This is a genomic window from Streptomyces sp. NPDC028314 (assembly GCF_055565795.1).
Map to the genome: position 1 here is coordinate 289,578 of NZ_JBVHTP010000003.1, position 15,151 is coordinate 304,728.

The following is a 15,151-nucleotide window of genomic DNA, read 5'->3' on the forward strand; positions in this document are numbered from 1 at the left end:
AGGGAGAGTCACGGATATGTCCGCATCACGCAACACGGGCTGCTTTCGTTGCTTTTGGGCGTGATCGGGGCCAGAGTGTGGCTCCTCGGCAGGACGCCGAGAACTGTTCGGAGGTCGCCCGGCTTGCACAAGGCCGGGCTGGACTGACCGTTGAAGGAGTCATCCGCATGTCTGCTTCTCTCTCCACCCGCCGCTCTCTCGCCGCCCTCCTGGCTGCCGGAGCCCTGCTCGGCGCCGCGGCGGTGCCGGCTGCCGCCGACGACCACCGGCGCGACCACCGCGGCGCCCAGTCCTCCATCGTCATCGGCGACGTCCAGAACGACAGCCGGGGCCGCGACAACCGCGCCCTGAACGGTGAATGGGTCGAGGTGAAGAACACCGGCCGCCACAGCGTCGACCTGCGCGGCTTCACCCTCACCGACAAGCAGGGCAACCGCTACCGCTTCAACGGCCTCCGCCTGGACGGCCGCTCCAGCGTCAAGGTTCACACCGGCAAGGGCCGCGACACCCGCCGCGACGTCTACCAGGACCGGCGCCACCAGATCTGGGACGAGCGCGACACCGCCACCCTGCGCGACAACCGCGGCAAGGTCCTCGACACCGAGAGCTGGGGCCACCGCGGACACCACCGCGGCCGCTAGTCCAACGCGGCAGCCACACCCACCGGGACCGTGAACTGCCGCAGACCAGTCGGTCCGACCTGCGTGCCACGGCCAACCGGCCGCGGCACGCAGCAGGGGTGGAGTAGCGGAGCAGGACGTCCTACCGTGAGAACAGCAGCAGCTGGAGCGGCCGTGCTCACCACGTCGCTCTCGGACTCCGCGTCCCCTTCGTCACCCCCTCTCCCACGAGGACCCTGCCGATCCGCACCCCGCCGGGGCAGCGGCCCCGGCGGGGGCGCCTGAGTGCGCGCTACCGAGATGAGCAGATCCGAGAAGCCGAGACGACCCTCGCCCGTCGCGCGGGTGGGCAGCGCGATCCGCCGCGTGCGGGCCGGACGGCGCTGGGGACGCGTCCGGGAAGTGGATCTGTGGCAGCGCTCGCTCGGGTTCGCCGCCCTCGGGTTCCTGACCTTGGTACCGCTGCTGATCGTCGTCTCCGCCGCGGACGCCGCCGGCGGGCAGGGGTTCGCACAGTGGCTCGGGGACGGGCTCGGCGTGTCGGCGCCCGCCAGGCTGGAGATCGAGCGGCTCTTCGCCCTGCCCGGCCAGGCGTGGCGGACCACGACGGCCTTCGGCCTCGCGCTGCTGGCCGTGTTCGGCCTCTCGTTCGCGACCATGCTCCAGAGCGGCTACGAGAAGATCTGGGACCTGTCCCCGGCCCGCTGGTGGGGGAGGTGGCGGCACCTGCTGTGGCTCGGCGTACTCATCGGATTCCTGTACCTGTCGGCGTTCTCCCCGCCGTGGCGGGAATCCCCGGCCCGCGGCTTCGTCACCGTCGTGGTCGGCACCCTCTTCTTCTGGTGGTCCCAGCGCCTGCTGCTCGCCGGCCAGATCCCCTGGAGCGCCCTCCTCCCCGGCGCCGTGGCCACGATGCTCGGGCTGCTCGGGCTCCGGATCTTCTCCCGGCTCCTCTTCTCACCGCTGATCGCGTCCAGCGCCGTCACGTACGGCCCCTTCGGGACCGTCCTCGTCATCCAGTCCTGGCTCGTCGGCGTCGGCTTCGTCGTGTTCGGCGGCGCGCTCGTCGGCCGACTGCTCCACGACGAGCTGCTGCTGCACCGCACGCGACCGACTCCGCAGGGTGGCAGCGGCTGACGGATCCGGCCGTGCGCGTCCGGGAGAGCCGCGAGGGGGTCAGGCGGCGGCCGTGGTGCGCGCCAGATCGCTCACCACATCGCCCAGCCGGCCGCGGCGCATGTACGCCGCACGCTGACGGGCGGCCCCGCCGCCGGATCGCCGCACCCGTTGGAACAGCTCCTGCGCGAGTTCGAGGTCGCCGGCGGCTGCCAGCCCGGGCGCCGCCAGGGCCAGCAGCCGCTCCGCCAACACCGCGGCCGGTACGAGTTCTCCGCGCGCGGGGTCCAGACCTTCGCCCTCCAGCCCGTGCCGGGCGGCGATCCGGTGCGCGGCGTACAGGCGCCGGTCGGAGAGGTCCGGCGGCGGGCGGCCGTCTCCGATGTCGGGCAGCAGCGCGGTGGCCAGGCCGCGCGCCAGGGCGGTGAGCAGCAGCACCACGTCGAGGTCGGCGTTCACGTCGGCAACCCGGATCTCCAGCGTGGGTACGTGCTCGGAGGGGCGGGCGTACCAGTAGATCATCCGCCGGTCCAGCAGGGTGCCGGTCCGGACCAGGTGGTCGGCGAGGTGTTCGTAGCCGGCCGTGTCGAGCAGAGGGGCGGGTCCGACGCTGGGCCAGCGGGAGTGCTCCACCGACCGCCGGCTCGCCCAGCCGGTGTCCCGGCCAAGGGAGAAGGGCGAGTTGGCGGCGATGGCTTGGAAGGCCGGCAGCCAGGGACGCATGTGGTTGGCCAGCGCGAGGGCCTGGGCGTGCCCGCTCACCCCGACGTGGATGTGGCAACCGCACACCATTCCGTCGTACGAACTCACCAGAGTGGGCCAGCGGGCGGCCATGCGTCCGTAGCGCTCGGCCGCAGTGACGGCCGGCGGGTGCCCCGGCGGGATCGCGGGCGTGCCGGTGGCGACCAGCAGGCATCCCTCCGCGGCTGCCGCCTCCCTCATCACCTGACGTAGCAGGGCCAGTTCGGACCTCAGCCGGGCCAGATCCGCCGTGGGGCTGGTACAGACCTCGACCTGCGCGCCGAAGAACTCCGTCTGTGCCTGCGCGCCCAGTACCGCGGCCGCGGCCTTCACGACGAGCGGGCCGCGGGCCACGGGTACTCCCGTCTGGCCGTCGACCAGCAGGAACTCCTCCTCCACCCCCACCGTCAGCCGTCCGCCTGCCGGCGGCATGCCCAGGGCAAGGGCGGCGTGGTCGATGTCGCTGACCGGGGCGAACATTCCGGGCGCCATGGAGAGGCCTTTCGCCAGAGGGTTCCGGGGCCTCGGGGCCGAACCTCAGCGCCTTGGCCAACGAAGTCGTTCACGCCGGCGCGCGCCGCCCCTACCCCGGAATCCGAGCCTCGCCGGGTCGGCCGCGGGGCCCGTCACCAGTAGTGGCGACGACCGCCGACGGCGTGACCGGCTGCGCCGAGGATCCAGAGGATGGCGCCGATGACGACCAGAATGATCCCGATGGTCCACAGGATGGAAATTCCCGTCACGAAGCCGATGACGAGCAAAATGATGCCGAGGATGAGCATGGCGCCCTCCGCTTTCGCTTGACGCTTCCTTCTCCAGGGTAGGCACCAACCGTGCCCGACCGCTTGTCCGGGCGCAGGCCCGAGGAGCGATCCCAGCTCCGCGGCGCCCCGCCGGACGGCCGCTCACGGCGTCCGGCGCCCCGAGCGGCGGGTCAGCCCGGCGCCGCGGCCGGTCAGCCCGGCCAGGTGCCCGTCATGCGCCGGGTGGCCACCGCCCCCGAGCGGTCGACCGCGGCCTTGACCACGGCGAAGATCGCGCCCTGGAGGGCGGCGGCGATCAGGATCTGCCTCCAGGAGCGGTCCTCGTCCGTGGCGTCGGGGGCGTCGCCGTCGCCTTCGACGATCTTCCAGGCCTGCTTGAACGCCGCGCCCGCGATCATGCCGCTGACCGCACCCAGGACCAGCCCGACCGGCTTGTAGGCGATCTTGGCCGTGTTCATCGGCGTCCGCGGCTGCGCCGCACCAGCAGGAGGACGACCAGGGCGGCTCCGGCCAGGAGCAGTGGCTTGCGGTTGGCACGCGCAGCCGTCGCGGCCTGGCCGGCCTTGTCGAGAAGCGGCTCGGGGGTCTTCTGCGCCGCGAGCCGGCCGGCGCGGACCGTCGCGTCGGCGACCAGCCCGGATGCCTGGCCGGCCCGGTCCAGGACGGGATCGGGCGTCCGGTCCTTCACCAGCTGCGCGGCCTGCCGGGCCTTCGTACGGATCTGGTCGGCGACCACGGCGGCCTTCTCGGCGGCCTCTTCCTTCACGGCGGCCGTCTTCTCCTTCGCCTGTGCCTTGACGTCGGCCTTGCCCGCCAGCGCCTCGACGGTCTGCCCGAGTTCGTCACGGGTGCGCTCGACCTGCTCGCGCAGTTCCTCGGGGGTGCGCTCGACCTGCTCGCGCAGTTCCTCGGGGCTGGGCGTGCCGATATTGGTTCGCGGTTCGTTGCTCATCGGTGTGCCTTCTCCTTGATCTCGGCCAGGTCGGCCTTGACGCTGTCGATGGTCTGCGCGGGGGCCGGGCTGCCGGCCTTGGCGATCTGCTTCTTCCCGGCCATGGCGGTCACCGCGGCGACCACCGCCAGCACCGCCGTCAGGATGAGGGCCGAAGCCCACACCGGCAGTACCAGCGCGAGGGCTGCGATGCATGTGGCCACCAGGGCCTGGGCTGCCAGGATGCCGATCAGGCCCGCCGCGCCGAAGAGGCCGCCGCCCTTCCCGAAGCGTTTCCCCTTCTGGGTCATCTCCGCCCGGGCCAGCTGCATCTCCTCGCGGACCAGCTCCGAAATCTGCTGGGAAGCGCGCGATACCAGCACGCCCACCGACTCTTCGGTGCTGTGGGTCTGCCGCTCTACCGTGCTCATGACATGGTCACCTGCCTTCCTCCCTTGTCACGGCGCGACTACCCAGCAATCGACCCGGCACCCACCCCACAAGCGGAAGTTGGTCGTGCGGCCTGCCGCCCCGCGGTCCGGTACGCGATCACTGCTCCATCCGTCGGCGGTCCTGATCACTCCACGCGCGGGTGTCGCGGGGCCGGACATAGGGCTCCTCGTCCTGGGGCAGCCCTCCCGCGATCGCCCGCTGGCGGGCCATCTCCGCGTCGAACTCCAGCCCGAGGAGGATCGCGAGGTTGGTGATCCACAGCCAGACCAGGAAGACGATCACGCCCGCGACCGTGCCGTACGTCTTGTTGTAGGAGGCGAAGTTCGCGACGTAGAACGCGAAGCCGGCCGAGGCGATCAGCCAGATCGCCAAGGCCAGGAGACTGCCGGGCGTCACCCACCTGAAACCGCGGCCCTTGGCGTTCGGTGCCGCCCAGTACAGGAGCGCGATCATGATCGTGACGAGGAGCACCAGGACCGGCCATTTCGCGATCGACCACACCGTCAGCGCACTGTCACCGATCCCCAGAGCGGTGCCGGCCTGCCGTGCCAGGCCGCCGGTGAAGACCACGATCAGCGCGCTGGCGCAGGCGAGGACCATCAGTGTGACGGTGAGCGCCAGGCGGAGCGGCAGCACCTTCCACACGGGACGGCCCTCGGGTACGTCGTAGACGGCGTTCGCGGAGCGGATGAACGCGGCGATGTAGCCGGAGGCGGACCACAGCGCCACGACGAGGCCCACGATCGCCATCAGCGATCCGACGCCGCTGCGGCCCTGCAACTGCTCGACCGCATCGGTGATCACATCCCGGGCGGAGCCGGGAGCCAGCCGCCGCAGGTTGTCCAGCACCCGCTCGGTCGTCGACTCGCCGGCCAGACCCAGCAGGGACACGAGGACCAGGAGGGCGGGGAAGAGCGCCAGCACCCCGTAGTAGGTCAGGGCCGCGGCGCGGTCGGCCAGCTCGTCGTTCCGGAACTCCTTGACAGTGCCGCGCAGCACGGCCGTCCAGGAGCGTGCGGGCAGGTCCGAGGGCTGATCCGGGGACCGCTCCTCGACCTGCTCGTCCGGCCCCGGGCCGGCGTCGCGGCCGCTGTCGGCAGGCTCGCTGTCGCTGCCATGGCTTCGGTTCGGTAGACGTGTCATACCCTGCGGCTTTCCATCTCGGCCCCACTCATGTGAGTGGGCCCCGGGAAAACGACCTGCTTCGAGCAGAGCAGGGCCGTGCGGATCCGGATGCCTAGAGCCAGCCGTTGCGGCGGAAGGCCCGGTAGAGGAGGCCCGAGGCCACCGCCATGAGGGCGACGGCGAGGGGGTAGCCGTAGCTCCAGCCCAGTTCCGGCATGTGCTCGAAGTTCATCCCGTAGACGCCGGCGACCATGGTGGGGATCGCGAAGATCGCGGCCCAGGCGGAGATGCGCCGCATGTCGTCGTTCTGCCAGGTGCCCACCCGGGCCTGCTGGGCGTCGAGAACCGAATTCAGCAGCTCGTCGAGCGTCCGTACCTCGGTGTCGGTGCGGTGCAGGTGATCGGCCACGTCGCGGAAGTACGGCAGGACCTTCGCCGGGCGCTCTTCCTCGCCCAGCCCGCTCAGAAGTCCGGGCAGGACCGGGACCAGCGGCTGTACGGCGTCGCGGAACTCGCGTACCTCTCGCTTGAGCGAGTAGATGTCCTCGGTGTGGTCGACGCGAGAGGACGAGAAGACCCGGTCCTCCAGCCGGTTGAGAGCTGCGCGCACCGTCTCGGCGGCCTCGCCGTAGGCGTCGACGACGACGTCCAGGACCGCGTGCAGAACCGACAGGGGGCCGAAGCGCAGCATGGACGGGTCGGCATCCAGGCGGCGCGCTGCCTCGGCTGCCGGGTCCGCCTCGCCGTGGCGGACGGTGAGTACGTAGCGAGGCCCGACGAAGAGCATCAACTCGCCGGTTTCCACCGCCTTTTCCTCCTCGACGTACCAGAGCGTCTTCAGCGCGACGGCCAGGACGTCGCCGAACCGCTCGCGTTTGGGCCGCTGATGCGCCTGCACCGCGTCCTCGACCGCCAAGGGGTGCAGGCCCAGTTCGTCGGCCAACTGGACGAGCTCGTCCTCGGCCGGGTCGACGAGACGCACCCAGCCGAACTCACCGTCGCCCAGCCCGCGCAGCCGCTTCAGCACCAGTCGGCAGGCCTCGTCCTCCAGGCCGCACTCGACCGTCTCCGACCGACCCGACCGCTCCTCGTACAGCACACATTCCATACGCCCCGCATGCTTCGAAGACCCGACTTCATGCGCACCCGCGGTCAGCATCGGCGGCTCGCGGTCGTGCTCCCGCCTCCGCACCACGTGTACGGCCTGCGACATCAAAGCCGGGTGCGCGGGTAGCCGGACACCATGGACACCAGTGAAAACACCCCGCTCCGCGCTGTCGCGCTCGTCTGCACCCTGTCCCCTTCCCCCGCCCCGTCCAGCTCCCAGCTGCTGGCGGAGCAGACCATGGAGGCCCTGGCCGAGCACGGCGTGACGGGCAAGACGATCCGGATCGCCGACCACGACGTGAAGCCCGGCGTGGAGACCGACATGGGCGACGGGGACGCCTGGCCCGGTATCCGGGACACCATCCTCGGCTCCGACATCCTCGTACTGTCCACACCGATCTGGCTGGGGCACCCTTCGAGCATCGCCCAGCGGGTCATGGAGCGCCTGGACGCGGAGATCTCCGAGACCGACGACGAGGGCCGTCCGCTCACGTACGGGAAGGTCGCCGCGATCTGCGTCGTGGGCAACGAGGACGGCGCCCACAAGGTCAGCGCCGACCTCTTCCAGGGCCTCAACGACGTCGGCTTCTCCCTCGCCCCCAACGCCGTCACCTACTGGGTCGGCGAAGCGATGCAGGGAACCGACTACCAGGACCTGGACAAGACCCCCGAGAAGACCGCCGGCACCACGGCCACACTGGCCGCCAACACCGCCCACCTCGCGCGCCGGCTCAAGGCCGCCCCGTATCCGGCGAGCTGACCTGCGGCTTCGGCGTTCGGCGTTCGGCGTTCGGCGTTCGGCCTAGGAAGGTCGCCTGTCCGGGCCATACCCCTCCGGGGGACGATGCCTCCGTCGACGGACCGGGTACACGGCGTCAGGGTGCACAGCCGCGCTGCCCGGTGGCGAGACGAAGGAGGCCCGGTGGACGGGATCGTACTGCTCAAGGAAGACCACAAGACGGTCGAGAAGCTGTTCAAGCAGTTCGAGAAGGCCGGCGACAACGCCCACGCGACGAAGCGGAAGCTCGCCGATCAGGTGATCGAAGAGCTCACCACGCACACCTGGATCGAGGAGAAGATCTTCTATCCGGCCGCCCGGGAAGCCGCGCCCGACACCAAGGACCACGTCCTCGAAAGCGTCGAGGAGCACCACGTCGTGCTGTGGATGCTCTCCGAACTGAAGGACCTCGACGCCGCGGACGAGCGGTTCGACGCCAAGATGACGGTCCTGATGGAGAACGTGCGCCACCACGTCGAGGAGGAGGAGAAGGAGTGGTTCCCCGAGGTGCGCAAGGCCATGGGCCGCAACCGCCTCCTCGAACTCGGCGAGCAGATGGAGCGGGCGAAGAAGAAGGCACCCGGCGACCCCTTGGCCGTCCCCAGCGCCGACCAGTAGCTCCCCTCTGCCCCGGCCACGACTCCCCCATTGGCAGGCAGGCCGTTCGGGTGCAGTCGGGGCCATGTTGGGATGGCAGCGTGATGCCGGGTAGGCGTCGTGTATGAACTCACACGCCCTCGATACCGCATCGACATGCTGGCTGACGGCCCTGGACCGGCTCGAACGGACGACGGTCGCCGATCCGGCGATCAGGGTTCTCCAGCGGGGAATCCGCTCGCTCCCCTTGGGCGGGATGCGTGACCTGCTGCGCGGCAGGCCGCTGGGCCACCCGGTGCATCCCGTTCTGGTGCAGGTACCGATCGGCTGCTGGTTGTCGGCCGCGGTACTGGATGTCGTACCGGGGGCGCAGCGCGCGGCAACGACCCTCACGGCCGTCGGGCTGGTTGGGGTCGCCCCGGCAGCGGTCACCGGCTGGGCGGACTGGGCTGACCTGCCCCCCGAGCAGGCCCGGGTGGGCCTGGCCCACGCGGCCACCAACGCGGCCGCGGTGGCCTGCTACGCCATGTCCCTCACGGCGCGGCTGCGCGGCCGCTCGACGAAGGGCAGGCTGTGGTCGTTGGGCGGGCTGGCGGCGGTGGCCGTCACCGGTGCGCTGGGCGGGCACGTGGCCTACCGGCAGGCCGTCGGGGCGCATCCCGCGACCTGAGGATGGTCCGGCGCTCAGTCGAGGCAGAACTCGTTGCCCTCGATGTCCTGCATCACGATGCACGACTCGTTGGTGTCGTCGGCGAGCATCGTTCGCACGTGTACCGCGCCGAGCGCGGCCAGTCGTGCGCACTCGGCCTGGAGTGTGGCGAGGCGCTCCTCACCCACGAGCCCGGTGCCGGCCCGCACGCAGAGGTGCACCCGATTCTTGACGACCTTGCCTTCGGGCACGCGCTGGAAGAGCAGCCGCGGGGCCACACCTGAGGGATCGACGCAGGAGAACCACTGCACCTGATGGTCAGGCGGCAGCGAGCGGTGGTAGTCGTCCCACGTGTCGAACCCCTTCGGCACCGGCGATACGACGTACCCCATCACCTCGCACCAGAAGCGGGCAAGGCGCTCAGGTTCCGCGCAGTCAATGGTGACTTGGAACTGCTTGATCGTTGACATCGGCGCACCCTAGCAGGGGGACGCCGACTACCGGGAAGGAGCTGGGCACCCACACCGCGACCGAGGTGACGGGCAGTGTGGCGCTGCCGCGGAACCACAGGACGAAGGAGATCAGCCCGCCGAACAGGCCCAGCCAGAGGCAGCCGAGGACGGCGGGCAATACCGCCCGGCAGCCGTTCGGCCGCGAGGAACAACAGCGGGAAGAGCAGCCCGATGTTGTCCGGAGCCACTCCGGCCGCGACCGCCTCCTCGCCGTCCTCGGCATCCCAGCCGTGCCGAGCACGCAATGAACCGGCCGACGGACGCCCGGGCGGACCCCCTCGGCGGGCAGGGCCGCCCGGGGCGTGCCGTCTGCGCGGGCGGTTCAGCCTTCGATGCCCGTGGAGGTGTGCGCCGCGCCCACGGGCTTGGACTCCGGCGAGCCCCGCTGGCGCAGGTACACCGCCAGGATCGCCATCGTGGCGACGGCCAGGAGTTCGGACTGCCAGTTCTGCAGGGTGCGGTTCCAGAACTCCGCCGAGGTCACGTACGTGAGCCAGCCGACCGGGTCCTGGAAGCCGCGCAGCTGTTCCTCGTTGAAGGCGATGCGGCCGGTGACGGACTGGGCCAGCCACGACAGGACGAAGATCAGGCACATCACGATGCCGAGCGAGCGCGAGTACAGGGCCTGTCGAAGGCCTCCGGCGGAGGCGGACTTCGGCGAGTCCGGTGTGGCCCAGGCGCCGGTCTTCTGCTCCCGGTCCGACTCCAGGCCGGCTTTGTCGAGCGGTTTGGATTCGGGCGATCCGCGCTGCAGCAGCCAGACGGTGCCGACGATGTAGAGGAAGAACTGCAGGAATTCCGACTGCCAGTTCTCGGTGACGTCGACCATGAAATCGGAGGTGAACAGGTATTCCGTGAAGGAGAGCGGGTGCAGGCTCTGGGAAGTCAGGACGCTGTTGAGTTCCGCGTGCCCTGCTACCGCCTGCCCGACGAGGGTCAGGAGGAAGCCCGTCCCGAACGCGAGTGTGAGGCCGTTCTCGCGGACGAACCCCATGTCCCGGCTCACCGCTGCATCAGCCCTACCGTGAACGCGTAGGCCAGTCCGCCGAAGACCACGGTCAGGCACAGCAGGAACATCGTGCGCATCTCACTCGCCCTTCAGCTCGCACCGGTACGGGCGCCCCTGACGCGGGGTGCAGCCTGCGGCGGTGACCTTCCATCCCCCGGGGAAGAGGGCCAGGAAGACGGTGTCGTCGGGGTAGACCACGCGTGCCTGGGAGCCGTACACGGCGGACGCGCCTGCCCGGCCTGCGACCGGGGTGAGTTCCAGGGAGGTGAGGGCGGCGGGGCACGGCGCGTCCTGCTCCGCCTCTTCCCGGGTGCCGGGCGCCAGGGCCTGGCAGGCACGCTGGGCGTCACCGACCGCGAGGGCGGTCTCGAACTCCGCCGCGGCCGCTCGCGCGGCACTCGCCCGGGCGTCGGTCGTGGCACATCCGCAGAGCGCCAGACACAGGGACCCCAGGAGGAGGGGGACGGTGATCGGTCGCATGAACGGAGCATGGACCGCGCTCCGCGGCCGCGGAGCGCGGGTGGCCGTGACACGCAGGGCGTTGCCCCGGTGAGACCAGGCGTGCCTTAGAGCAGGGCCACTGCGGCGGGAACGATGCGGGCCCCCATGTTGATCTCCATCATGCGCAGGGCGGCGTCGGCCAGGTCCTGGTGGATGTGGGCCACGGCGTCGCGGGCGACCGTGACCGACAGGTGCCTGATGTGCGCGTCGAGGGCGGAGTAGAGCACGCACTGCTCCGTGACCTGTCCGCACAGGACGAGGTGTGACACGTCGAGGGTCCGGAGCAGGTAGGCGAGGGGCGTCTCGTAGAAGACGGAGTGGCGCGCTTTGACGATGAAGTAGGAGGCCTCGTCCGGCCGCACCGGTTCGACGAGGCCTGCGTGGGGGCCGGCGAGCGCGGCGTCGAGGATCTCCCCATGGTGGGAGCGCCATTTCCCGAAGTTTTCGTTGACGTAGATCACCGGAAGGTCGCGTTTCCGCGCCTCCTCCAGCAGGTGCACCACGGCGGGCAGCGCCTGCTCGACCGAGGGGACGAGGCGGTCGGCGTCCTCGTGGTCGTACGTGTTGAGCATGTCGATGATGACAACAGCGGTCTTCGCCATGGTCTCCAAGCTTCCAGAAGTATCCGGGCAGAGCCGGTGACACGGCCGCACGCCGCGCCTGTGCGCCCTCTGACGGGCCCGTCCTGTCCGCCACGCACGGGCTCGGGCGAGGGCCGGTCGTCGCGGATATGACAGCGCCTCAGAAAGTTCGGCGTCGGGGCGTTTGTCCGGCGCCGGAGGGGTCACACGCGCGGACAGGGTCCTCCCGTCAGCCGACAGCGACAGCCGACGGGGACCCGTACGAAGGCCCCGGCCGCGGGGTGCCGCTCCCCGGCGCGACGCGAACCGGGCCACCGGCGACACCGGACTGCCGTCCGGGATCCCACGGCAACCGGGCACCCGCGAGACCCGGCCTCCTCCCCGGCCGGTCTTGCGGGCGACCCGGGCGGAAAGCCCCCGGCGACGGCGCTCGGACCGCCGCCCCCGGGCAGCGGACCCCGACGGCAGCCGCCCCGCCCCCGGGTGTGCGTGCCCTGCGGCCATTGGAGTGGCAGGTATGTGGCGGGTGGCGTACTCCCCCGCTGCGCATGCCGCTGGAGCGGGCAGGGATGGCGAGGCCATTCCCCCGTAGGTGAGGAGCTGATGTCCCGTGCTGGAACGCACCCGGCGCAAGAAGCGCACCGAGATCACGTTCGTCCTGCCCGCCGGCCACCCGGCCGGTGAGGTCAGCGTGGTCGGTGACTTCAACGACTGGCAGCCCGGCGCCCATCCGCTGGCCGAGCGCCCGGACGGGTCCCGCGCGGTCACCGTCACCTTCCCGGTCGACGAGCGACACGGCTTCCGCTACCTCGCCGACGGCGGGCACTGGCTCGACGAGGAGGAAGCGGACGGCCACGACGGCCACAACAGCCTCCTGCACACCTGACCCTGACCCTGACCCTGACCCGCCGCGAGAAGTGGAGCGTGCTGTGACCGCAGACATGTGGAGCTACAACCCCGAGTCGCACTACAAGCCGGGCACTCGCCTGATCGACTTCAAGGTCGAAGCCAGTGACGGCCACATCGGCAAGGTCGACGAAGCCACCGAGGAGGTCGACGCCTCGTACGTCGTCGTCGACACCGGCCCCTGGATCTTCGGCAAGCACGTCCTGATCCCCGCCGGGGCGATCGTCCGGATCGACCTGAAGGCCGAGAAGATCCACGTCAACCTGACCAAGGACCAGATCAAGGGCTCCCCCGAGTACGACAAGGACAAGCACCGCGGCGACGCCGCCTACCGTGACCAGCTCGGCCAGTACTACGGCCACGACCACAGCTGACCCTCCCGTTGCGGCAGTGGCTGCGGCTCCCACCACGCCGGGAGCCGCAGCACCCGCTTTGCGCCCGGGCCGGCCGCCTACCAGCGGGACGCCATCGAGGCCCTACACGGCGGCCCGGCTCAGCTGACCGGCGGTGCAGCTCCGTCAGCGCCCGATGCCCGGCATCGGCTCCTGGTCGGGTGCCGTGGCCTCCTCGGGCGCTGCCGGCACTGCGGGCACTGCCTGGCTGCCGAAGCGCCATACCGAGCCGAGCAGCAGCGCGCCGGGAGCGATCCCGGACGCCGTCGCGATGATGGCGGCGGAGGCGCCGTACGCGGCCAGCACGAGTCCGGCGGCGCCGCAGAGCGTGATCGCGATGGCGAGCGTGCGGAGCGAGGGCCGGCGCCAGACTGCCGCCAGCCCGAAGAAGTGCAGGCCGACGACGAGCGCGATCCACCCCACCGTCGCGCTGGGGATGTGCAGGACGGGATTGATCACGATCAGCCCGGCCAGAATGGCGAACACCTCGACCGCGACCACGTACCGGTAGCGCCGTCCGAAACTCGTGCCCTGCCCGGCCGGACCGACCGGCTGGGGCGTGCCGCCGCGGCTCCTCAGCACCACACCGAAGAATACCGCGATGGCGAGCAGCCGCAGGGGTACGGCCATGCCCACCGGCAGGGATCCGGCGTTCACCAGAATGAAGACGAGCCCGAAGCCCGCGCCGATGATCCGACTGACCCGATCATTGTTCATGATCGTCATCATTCAACACGGTGGATCCCCGAACAAATTCGATCAGGAGGCGCTGCCACCTGCGCCGGCGACCCGCGATCTACGGCCATCCCGCCGCCCGGCGCTTGACGCGCGGGCGGCGGGGCACCAGCCTTGCCCGGAGTTACCGGCAGGTAAGACAAAAAGGGGTGGTGGCCATGGACAGGGACGGCACGCGGGGCGGGGAACAGGACCGCGACGATGCGGAGTTGATGTTCCAGGGAGTCGAGCGGCAGGCCGAGCTCGTGCGCACCGGCAAGGTCACCTCCCGTGCCCTCGTCGAGGCCGCGCTGCGCCGCACGGCCCGGATCGACCCCGCCCTCGGGGCCTTCCGCGTCGTCCTCGCCGAGCAGGCGCTGGCCGAGGCCGACGCCCGGGACGCGGAGACGCCGGACGGCCCCCTCCACGGCGTGCCCGTCGCCGTCAAGGACGAGCTGGACGTCGCCGGGCAGGTCACCACCTTCGGCGGCGCAGCCAACCGCACCCCCGTCGCCGCCGATTCCGAGTCCGTACGCCGCCTGCGCGCCGCCGGAGCCGTCGTCATCGGCAAGACCGCGATGCCCGAGTTCGGCCAGTGGCCGTTCACCGAGTCCGCCGCCCACGGCCGGACCCACAATCCCTGGGACACCACCCGCACTCCCGGCGGCTCCAGCGGCGGCAGCGCGGCCGCCGTCGCGGCCGGACTGGTCGGGGCGGCGCTCGGCGGCGACGGCGGCGGGTCCATCCGCATCCCGGCCGCCTGCTGCGGGCTGTTCGGCCTCAAGCCCCAGCGCGGCCGGGTCTCCACCGCCCCGCACCCCCACCTCTGGTACGCCCTCGGCACCGTGGGACCGCTGACCCGCACCGTGCGCGATGCCGCCCTGCTCTACGACGTACTGGCCGGCACCACGCCCACCGACCGCTGGAGCGCCCGCCCCGCTGACACCAGCTGGGTACGGGCCCTGGAGACGCCGCCCGGCCGGTTGCGCATCGGCTACTCCGCCAAGCCCGCCGTGCCCGGGGTGCGCCCGCATCCGGAACACGTCGGGGCCCTGCTGGAGACCGTACGGGCGCTGCGCGAACTGGGCCACGACGTACGGGAGGTCGACCCCCGCTACCCGGACGCCACGGTCCCGTTCGTCGCGCAGTTCTGCGGCGGGGTGCGGGCGGAGGCCGATGCCGTCGAGCGCCCCGACCTGCTGGAGCGGCGCACCCGCCGCACCCTCGCACTCGCGCGGCTGGTTCCCGAGACCGCCGTGGAGCGCGGGATCCGGGCGGGTGAGCGGCTGGCGGCGCGCGCCGACCGGATGTTCACCACCATGGACCTGCTGCTGACCCCGGTCGTCGCCGCGCGCCCGCGACCGGTGGGCGCACTGGACGGCGCGGGGCTGCTGAGGGCGCTGGTGCGTTCGCGCCCGATGGTCGCCTACACCGCGCTGTGGAACGTCACGGGGCACCCGGCCGCCTCCGTCCCGGCGGGCCTCGGCGGGGACGGGCTGCCGCTCGCCGTACAGCTGGTGGGCCGCCGTGACGACGAGGTCAGCGTGCTGCGGGTGGCGGCGCAGCTGGAGGCGGTCCGCCCGTGGGCGCAGCGACGGCCGGAGCTGCCGGCTTCGTGACCGGCGGCGGCGCGGGCGGGCGCGCGGGTGGCGGCG

At 71.4% G+C, this 15,151-nt stretch carries 20 protein-coding genes; 8 read left to right on the forward strand and 12 right to left on the reverse strand.

Going from position 1 to position 15,151, the window contains the following annotated elements; genetic code table 11:
• Nucleotides 1-167 precede the first annotated feature (167 nt).
• Together ACZ4TG_RS09110 and ACZ4TG_RS09115 are read left to right on the forward strand one after the other, a co-directional pair.
• On the forward strand, nt 168-641 hold the full coding sequence (locus tag ACZ4TG_RS09110; protein ID WP_468160954.1) for a lamin tail domain-containing protein: 474 nt from the start codon (nt 168-170) through the stop codon (nt 639-641).
• 279 nt (nt 642-920) lie between these two features.
• On the forward strand, nt 921-1,757 hold the full coding sequence (locus ACZ4TG_RS09115) for a YhjD/YihY/BrkB family envelope integrity protein (RefSeq protein ID WP_468160956.1): 837 nt from the start codon (nt 921-923) through the stop codon (nt 1,755-1,757).
• Nucleotides 1,758-1,796: 39 nt separating this feature from the next.
• On the opposite strand, the gene ACZ4TG_RS09120 is transcribed toward ACZ4TG_RS09115, so the two are convergent.
• The 7 genes from ACZ4TG_RS09120 to ACZ4TG_RS09150 form a co-directional block, all read right to left on the reverse strand.
• The gene (locus tag ACZ4TG_RS09120; protein WP_468160958.1) at nt 1,797-2,969 is read right to left on the reverse strand and encodes a carboxylate-amine ligase; all 1,173 of its coding nucleotides are present in this window, start codon (nt 2,967-2,969) and stop codon (nt 1,797-1,799) included.
• A 134-nt stretch (nt 2,970-3,103) separates the two neighbouring features.
• Nucleotides 3,104-3,259: a DUF6131 family protein gene (locus ACZ4TG_RS09125; protein ID WP_468160960.1), complete on the reverse strand. Its 156-nt coding sequence runs from the start codon at nt 3,257-3,259 to the stop codon at nt 3,104-3,106.
• A 173-nt stretch (nt 3,260-3,432) separates the two neighbouring features.
• Nucleotides 3,433-3,699, reverse strand: coding sequence for a DUF4235 domain-containing protein (locus tag ACZ4TG_RS09130; RefSeq protein WP_468160962.1), 267 nt, complete (start codon nt 3,697-3,699; stop codon nt 3,433-3,435).
• Nucleotides 3,696-4,193 (reverse strand): DUF3618 domain-containing protein, encoded by a 498-nt coding sequence (locus tag ACZ4TG_RS09135; RefSeq protein ID WP_468160964.1) that lies wholly within the window; start codon nt 4,191-4,193, stop codon nt 3,696-3,698. Before ACZ4TG_RS09135 ends, ACZ4TG_RS09130 begins: the two co-directional genes overlap by 4 nt.
• Nucleotides 4,190-4,603, reverse strand: a complete 414-nt coding sequence (locus ACZ4TG_RS09140) for a phage holin family protein (protein ID WP_468160966.1) — start codon at nt 4,601-4,603, stop codon at nt 4,190-4,192. The genes ACZ4TG_RS09135 and ACZ4TG_RS09140 overlap by 4 nt, the downstream gene beginning before the upstream one ends.
• Nucleotides 4,604-4,721: 118 nt before the next feature.
• Nucleotides 4,722-5,768, reverse strand: a complete 1,047-nt coding sequence (locus ACZ4TG_RS09145) for a YihY/virulence factor BrkB family protein (RefSeq protein WP_468160968.1) — start codon at nt 5,766-5,768, stop codon at nt 4,722-4,724.
• A 94-nt stretch (nt 5,769-5,862) separates the two neighbouring features.
• On the reverse strand, nt 5,863-6,858 hold the full coding sequence (locus tag ACZ4TG_RS09150) for a magnesium and cobalt transport protein CorA (RefSeq protein ID WP_468160970.1): 996 nt from the start codon (nt 6,856-6,858) through the stop codon (nt 5,863-5,865).
• A gap of 135 nt (nt 6,859-6,993) precedes the next feature.
• On the opposite strand from ACZ4TG_RS09150, the gene ACZ4TG_RS09155 reads away from it, so the two are divergent.
• The 3 genes from ACZ4TG_RS09155 to ACZ4TG_RS09165 all read left to right on the forward strand — a co-directional run bounded on the left by ACZ4TG_RS09155 (nt 6,994) and on the right by ACZ4TG_RS09165 (nt 8,902).
• Nucleotides 6,994-7,617, forward strand: a complete 624-nt coding sequence (locus ACZ4TG_RS09155; RefSeq protein ID WP_468160971.1) for a flavodoxin family protein — start codon at nt 6,994-6,996, stop codon at nt 7,615-7,617.
• A gap of 162 nt (nt 7,618-7,779) precedes the next feature.
• The gene (locus ACZ4TG_RS09160) at nt 7,780-8,253 is read left to right on the forward strand and encodes a hemerythrin domain-containing protein (RefSeq protein ID WP_468160972.1); all 474 of its coding nucleotides are present in this window, start codon (nt 7,780-7,782) and stop codon (nt 8,251-8,253) included.
• A gap of 103 nt (nt 8,254-8,356) precedes the next feature.
• On the forward strand, nt 8,357-8,902 hold the full coding sequence (locus ACZ4TG_RS09165; RefSeq protein ID WP_468160973.1) for a DUF2231 domain-containing protein: 546 nt from the start codon (nt 8,357-8,359) through the stop codon (nt 8,900-8,902).
• Nucleotides 8,903-8,916: 14 nt separating this feature from the next.
• On the opposite strand, the gene ACZ4TG_RS09170 is transcribed toward ACZ4TG_RS09165, so the two are convergent.
• From ACZ4TG_RS09170 to ACZ4TG_RS09185, 4 genes are all read right to left on the reverse strand, one after another.
• Nucleotides 8,917-9,351, reverse strand: coding sequence for a VOC family protein (locus ACZ4TG_RS09170; protein ID WP_468160974.1), 435 nt, complete (start codon nt 9,349-9,351; stop codon nt 8,917-8,919).
• A 364-nt stretch (nt 9,352-9,715) separates the two neighbouring features.
• Nucleotides 9,716-10,399: a DUF6766 family protein gene (locus tag ACZ4TG_RS09175; protein WP_468160975.1), complete on the reverse strand. Its 684-nt coding sequence runs from the start codon at nt 10,397-10,399 to the stop codon at nt 9,716-9,718.
• Nucleotides 10,400-10,480: 81 nt separating this feature from the next.
• On the reverse strand, nt 10,481-10,882 hold the full coding sequence (locus tag ACZ4TG_RS09180) for a hypothetical protein (RefSeq protein ID WP_468160976.1): 402 nt from the start codon (nt 10,880-10,882) through the stop codon (nt 10,481-10,483).
• A gap of 86 nt (nt 10,883-10,968) precedes the next feature.
• Nucleotides 10,969-11,505 carry a cysteine hydrolase family protein gene (locus tag ACZ4TG_RS09185; protein ID WP_468160978.1) on the reverse strand — a complete coding sequence of 179 codons (537 nt, stop codon included), beginning with the start codon at nt 11,503-11,505 and terminating at the stop codon, nt 10,969-10,971.
• A gap of 589 nt (nt 11,506-12,094) precedes the next feature.
• Between ACZ4TG_RS09185 and ACZ4TG_RS09190 the strand changes: the two genes are divergently transcribed.
• Complete coding sequence (locus ACZ4TG_RS09190) at nt 12,095-12,370, forward strand: isoamylase early set domain-containing protein (RefSeq protein ID WP_468160979.1); 276 nt, start codon at nt 12,095-12,097, stop codon at nt 12,368-12,370.
• A gap of 43 nt (nt 12,371-12,413) precedes the next feature.
• Nucleotides 12,414-12,764 carry a PRC-barrel domain-containing protein gene (locus ACZ4TG_RS09195; RefSeq protein ID WP_468160980.1) on the forward strand — a complete coding sequence of 117 codons (351 nt, stop codon included), beginning with the start codon at nt 12,414-12,416 and terminating at the stop codon, nt 12,762-12,764.
• Between the two features lie 144 nt (nt 12,765-12,908).
• On the opposite strand, the gene ACZ4TG_RS09200 is transcribed toward ACZ4TG_RS09195, so the two are convergent.
• A complete protein-coding gene (locus tag ACZ4TG_RS09200; protein ID WP_468160981.1) occupies nt 12,909-13,499 on the reverse strand; it encodes a hypothetical protein in 591 nt (196 codons plus the stop codon).
• A 176-nt stretch (nt 13,500-13,675) separates the two neighbouring features.
• Here ACZ4TG_RS09200 and ACZ4TG_RS09205 point away from each other — a divergent pair, with 176 nt between their 5' ends.
• On the forward strand, nt 13,676-15,115 hold the full coding sequence (locus tag ACZ4TG_RS09205) for an amidase (RefSeq protein WP_468160982.1): 1,440 nt from the start codon (nt 13,676-13,678) through the stop codon (nt 15,113-15,115).
• Nucleotides 15,116-15,151 lie beyond the last annotated feature (36 nt).

Excerpts from the sequence above, each read along its gene's own strand:
- ACZ4TG_RS09200 (WP_468160981.1), bottom strand. The coding sequence starts at position 13,499 with ATGAACAATGATCGGGTCAGTCGGATCATCGGCGCGGGCTTCGGGCTC.
- ACZ4TG_RS09155 (WP_468160971.1), top strand. The coding sequence starts at position 6,994 with ATGGACACCAGTGAAAACACCCCGCTCCGCGCTGTCGCGCTCGTCTGC.
- ACZ4TG_RS09185 (WP_468160978.1), bottom strand. The coding sequence starts at position 11,505 with ATGGCGAAGACCGCTGTTGTCATCATCGACATGCTCAACACGTACGAC.
- ACZ4TG_RS09115 (WP_468160956.1), top strand. The coding sequence starts at position 921 with ATGAGCAGATCCGAGAAGCCGAGACGACCCTCGCCCGTCGCGCGGGTG.
- ACZ4TG_RS09170 (WP_468160974.1), bottom strand. The coding sequence starts at position 9,351 with ATGTCAACGATCAAGCAGTTCCAAGTCACCATTGACTGCGCGGAACCT.
- ACZ4TG_RS09140 (WP_468160966.1), bottom strand. The coding sequence starts at position 4,603 with ATGAGCACGGTAGAGCGGCAGACCCACAGCACCGAAGAGTCGGTGGGC.
- ACZ4TG_RS09120 (WP_468160958.1), bottom strand. The coding sequence starts at position 2,969 with ATGGCGCCCGGAATGTTCGCCCCGGTCAGCGACATCGACCACGCCGCC.
- ACZ4TG_RS09165 (WP_468160973.1), top strand. The coding sequence starts at position 8,357 with ATGAACTCACACGCCCTCGATACCGCATCGACATGCTGGCTGACGGCC.
- ACZ4TG_RS09205 (WP_468160982.1), top strand. The coding sequence starts at position 13,676 with ATGGACAGGGACGGCACGCGGGGCGGGGAACAGGACCGCGACGATGCG.
- ACZ4TG_RS09180 (WP_468160976.1), bottom strand. The coding sequence starts at position 10,882 with ATGCGACCGATCACCGTCCCCCTCCTCCTGGGGTCCCTGTGTCTGGCG.
- ACZ4TG_RS09130 (WP_468160962.1), bottom strand. The coding sequence starts at position 3,699 with ATGAACACGGCCAAGATCGCCTACAAGCCGGTCGGGCTGGTCCTGGGT.
- ACZ4TG_RS09125 (WP_468160960.1), bottom strand. The coding sequence starts at position 3,259 with ATGCTCATCCTCGGCATCATTTTGCTCGTCATCGGCTTCGTGACGGGA.
- ACZ4TG_RS09110 (WP_468160954.1), top strand. The coding sequence starts at position 168 with ATGTCTGCTTCTCTCTCCACCCGCCGCTCTCTCGCCGCCCTCCTGGCT.
- ACZ4TG_RS09135 (WP_468160964.1), bottom strand. The coding sequence starts at position 4,193 with ATGAGCAACGAACCGCGAACCAATATCGGCACGCCCAGCCCCGAGGAA.
- ACZ4TG_RS09150 (WP_468160970.1), bottom strand. The coding sequence starts at position 6,858 with ATGGAATGTGTGCTGTACGAGGAGCGGTCGGGTCGGTCGGAGACGGTC.
- ACZ4TG_RS09145 (WP_468160968.1), bottom strand. The coding sequence starts at position 5,768 with ATGACACGTCTACCGAACCGAAGCCATGGCAGCGACAGCGAGCCTGCC.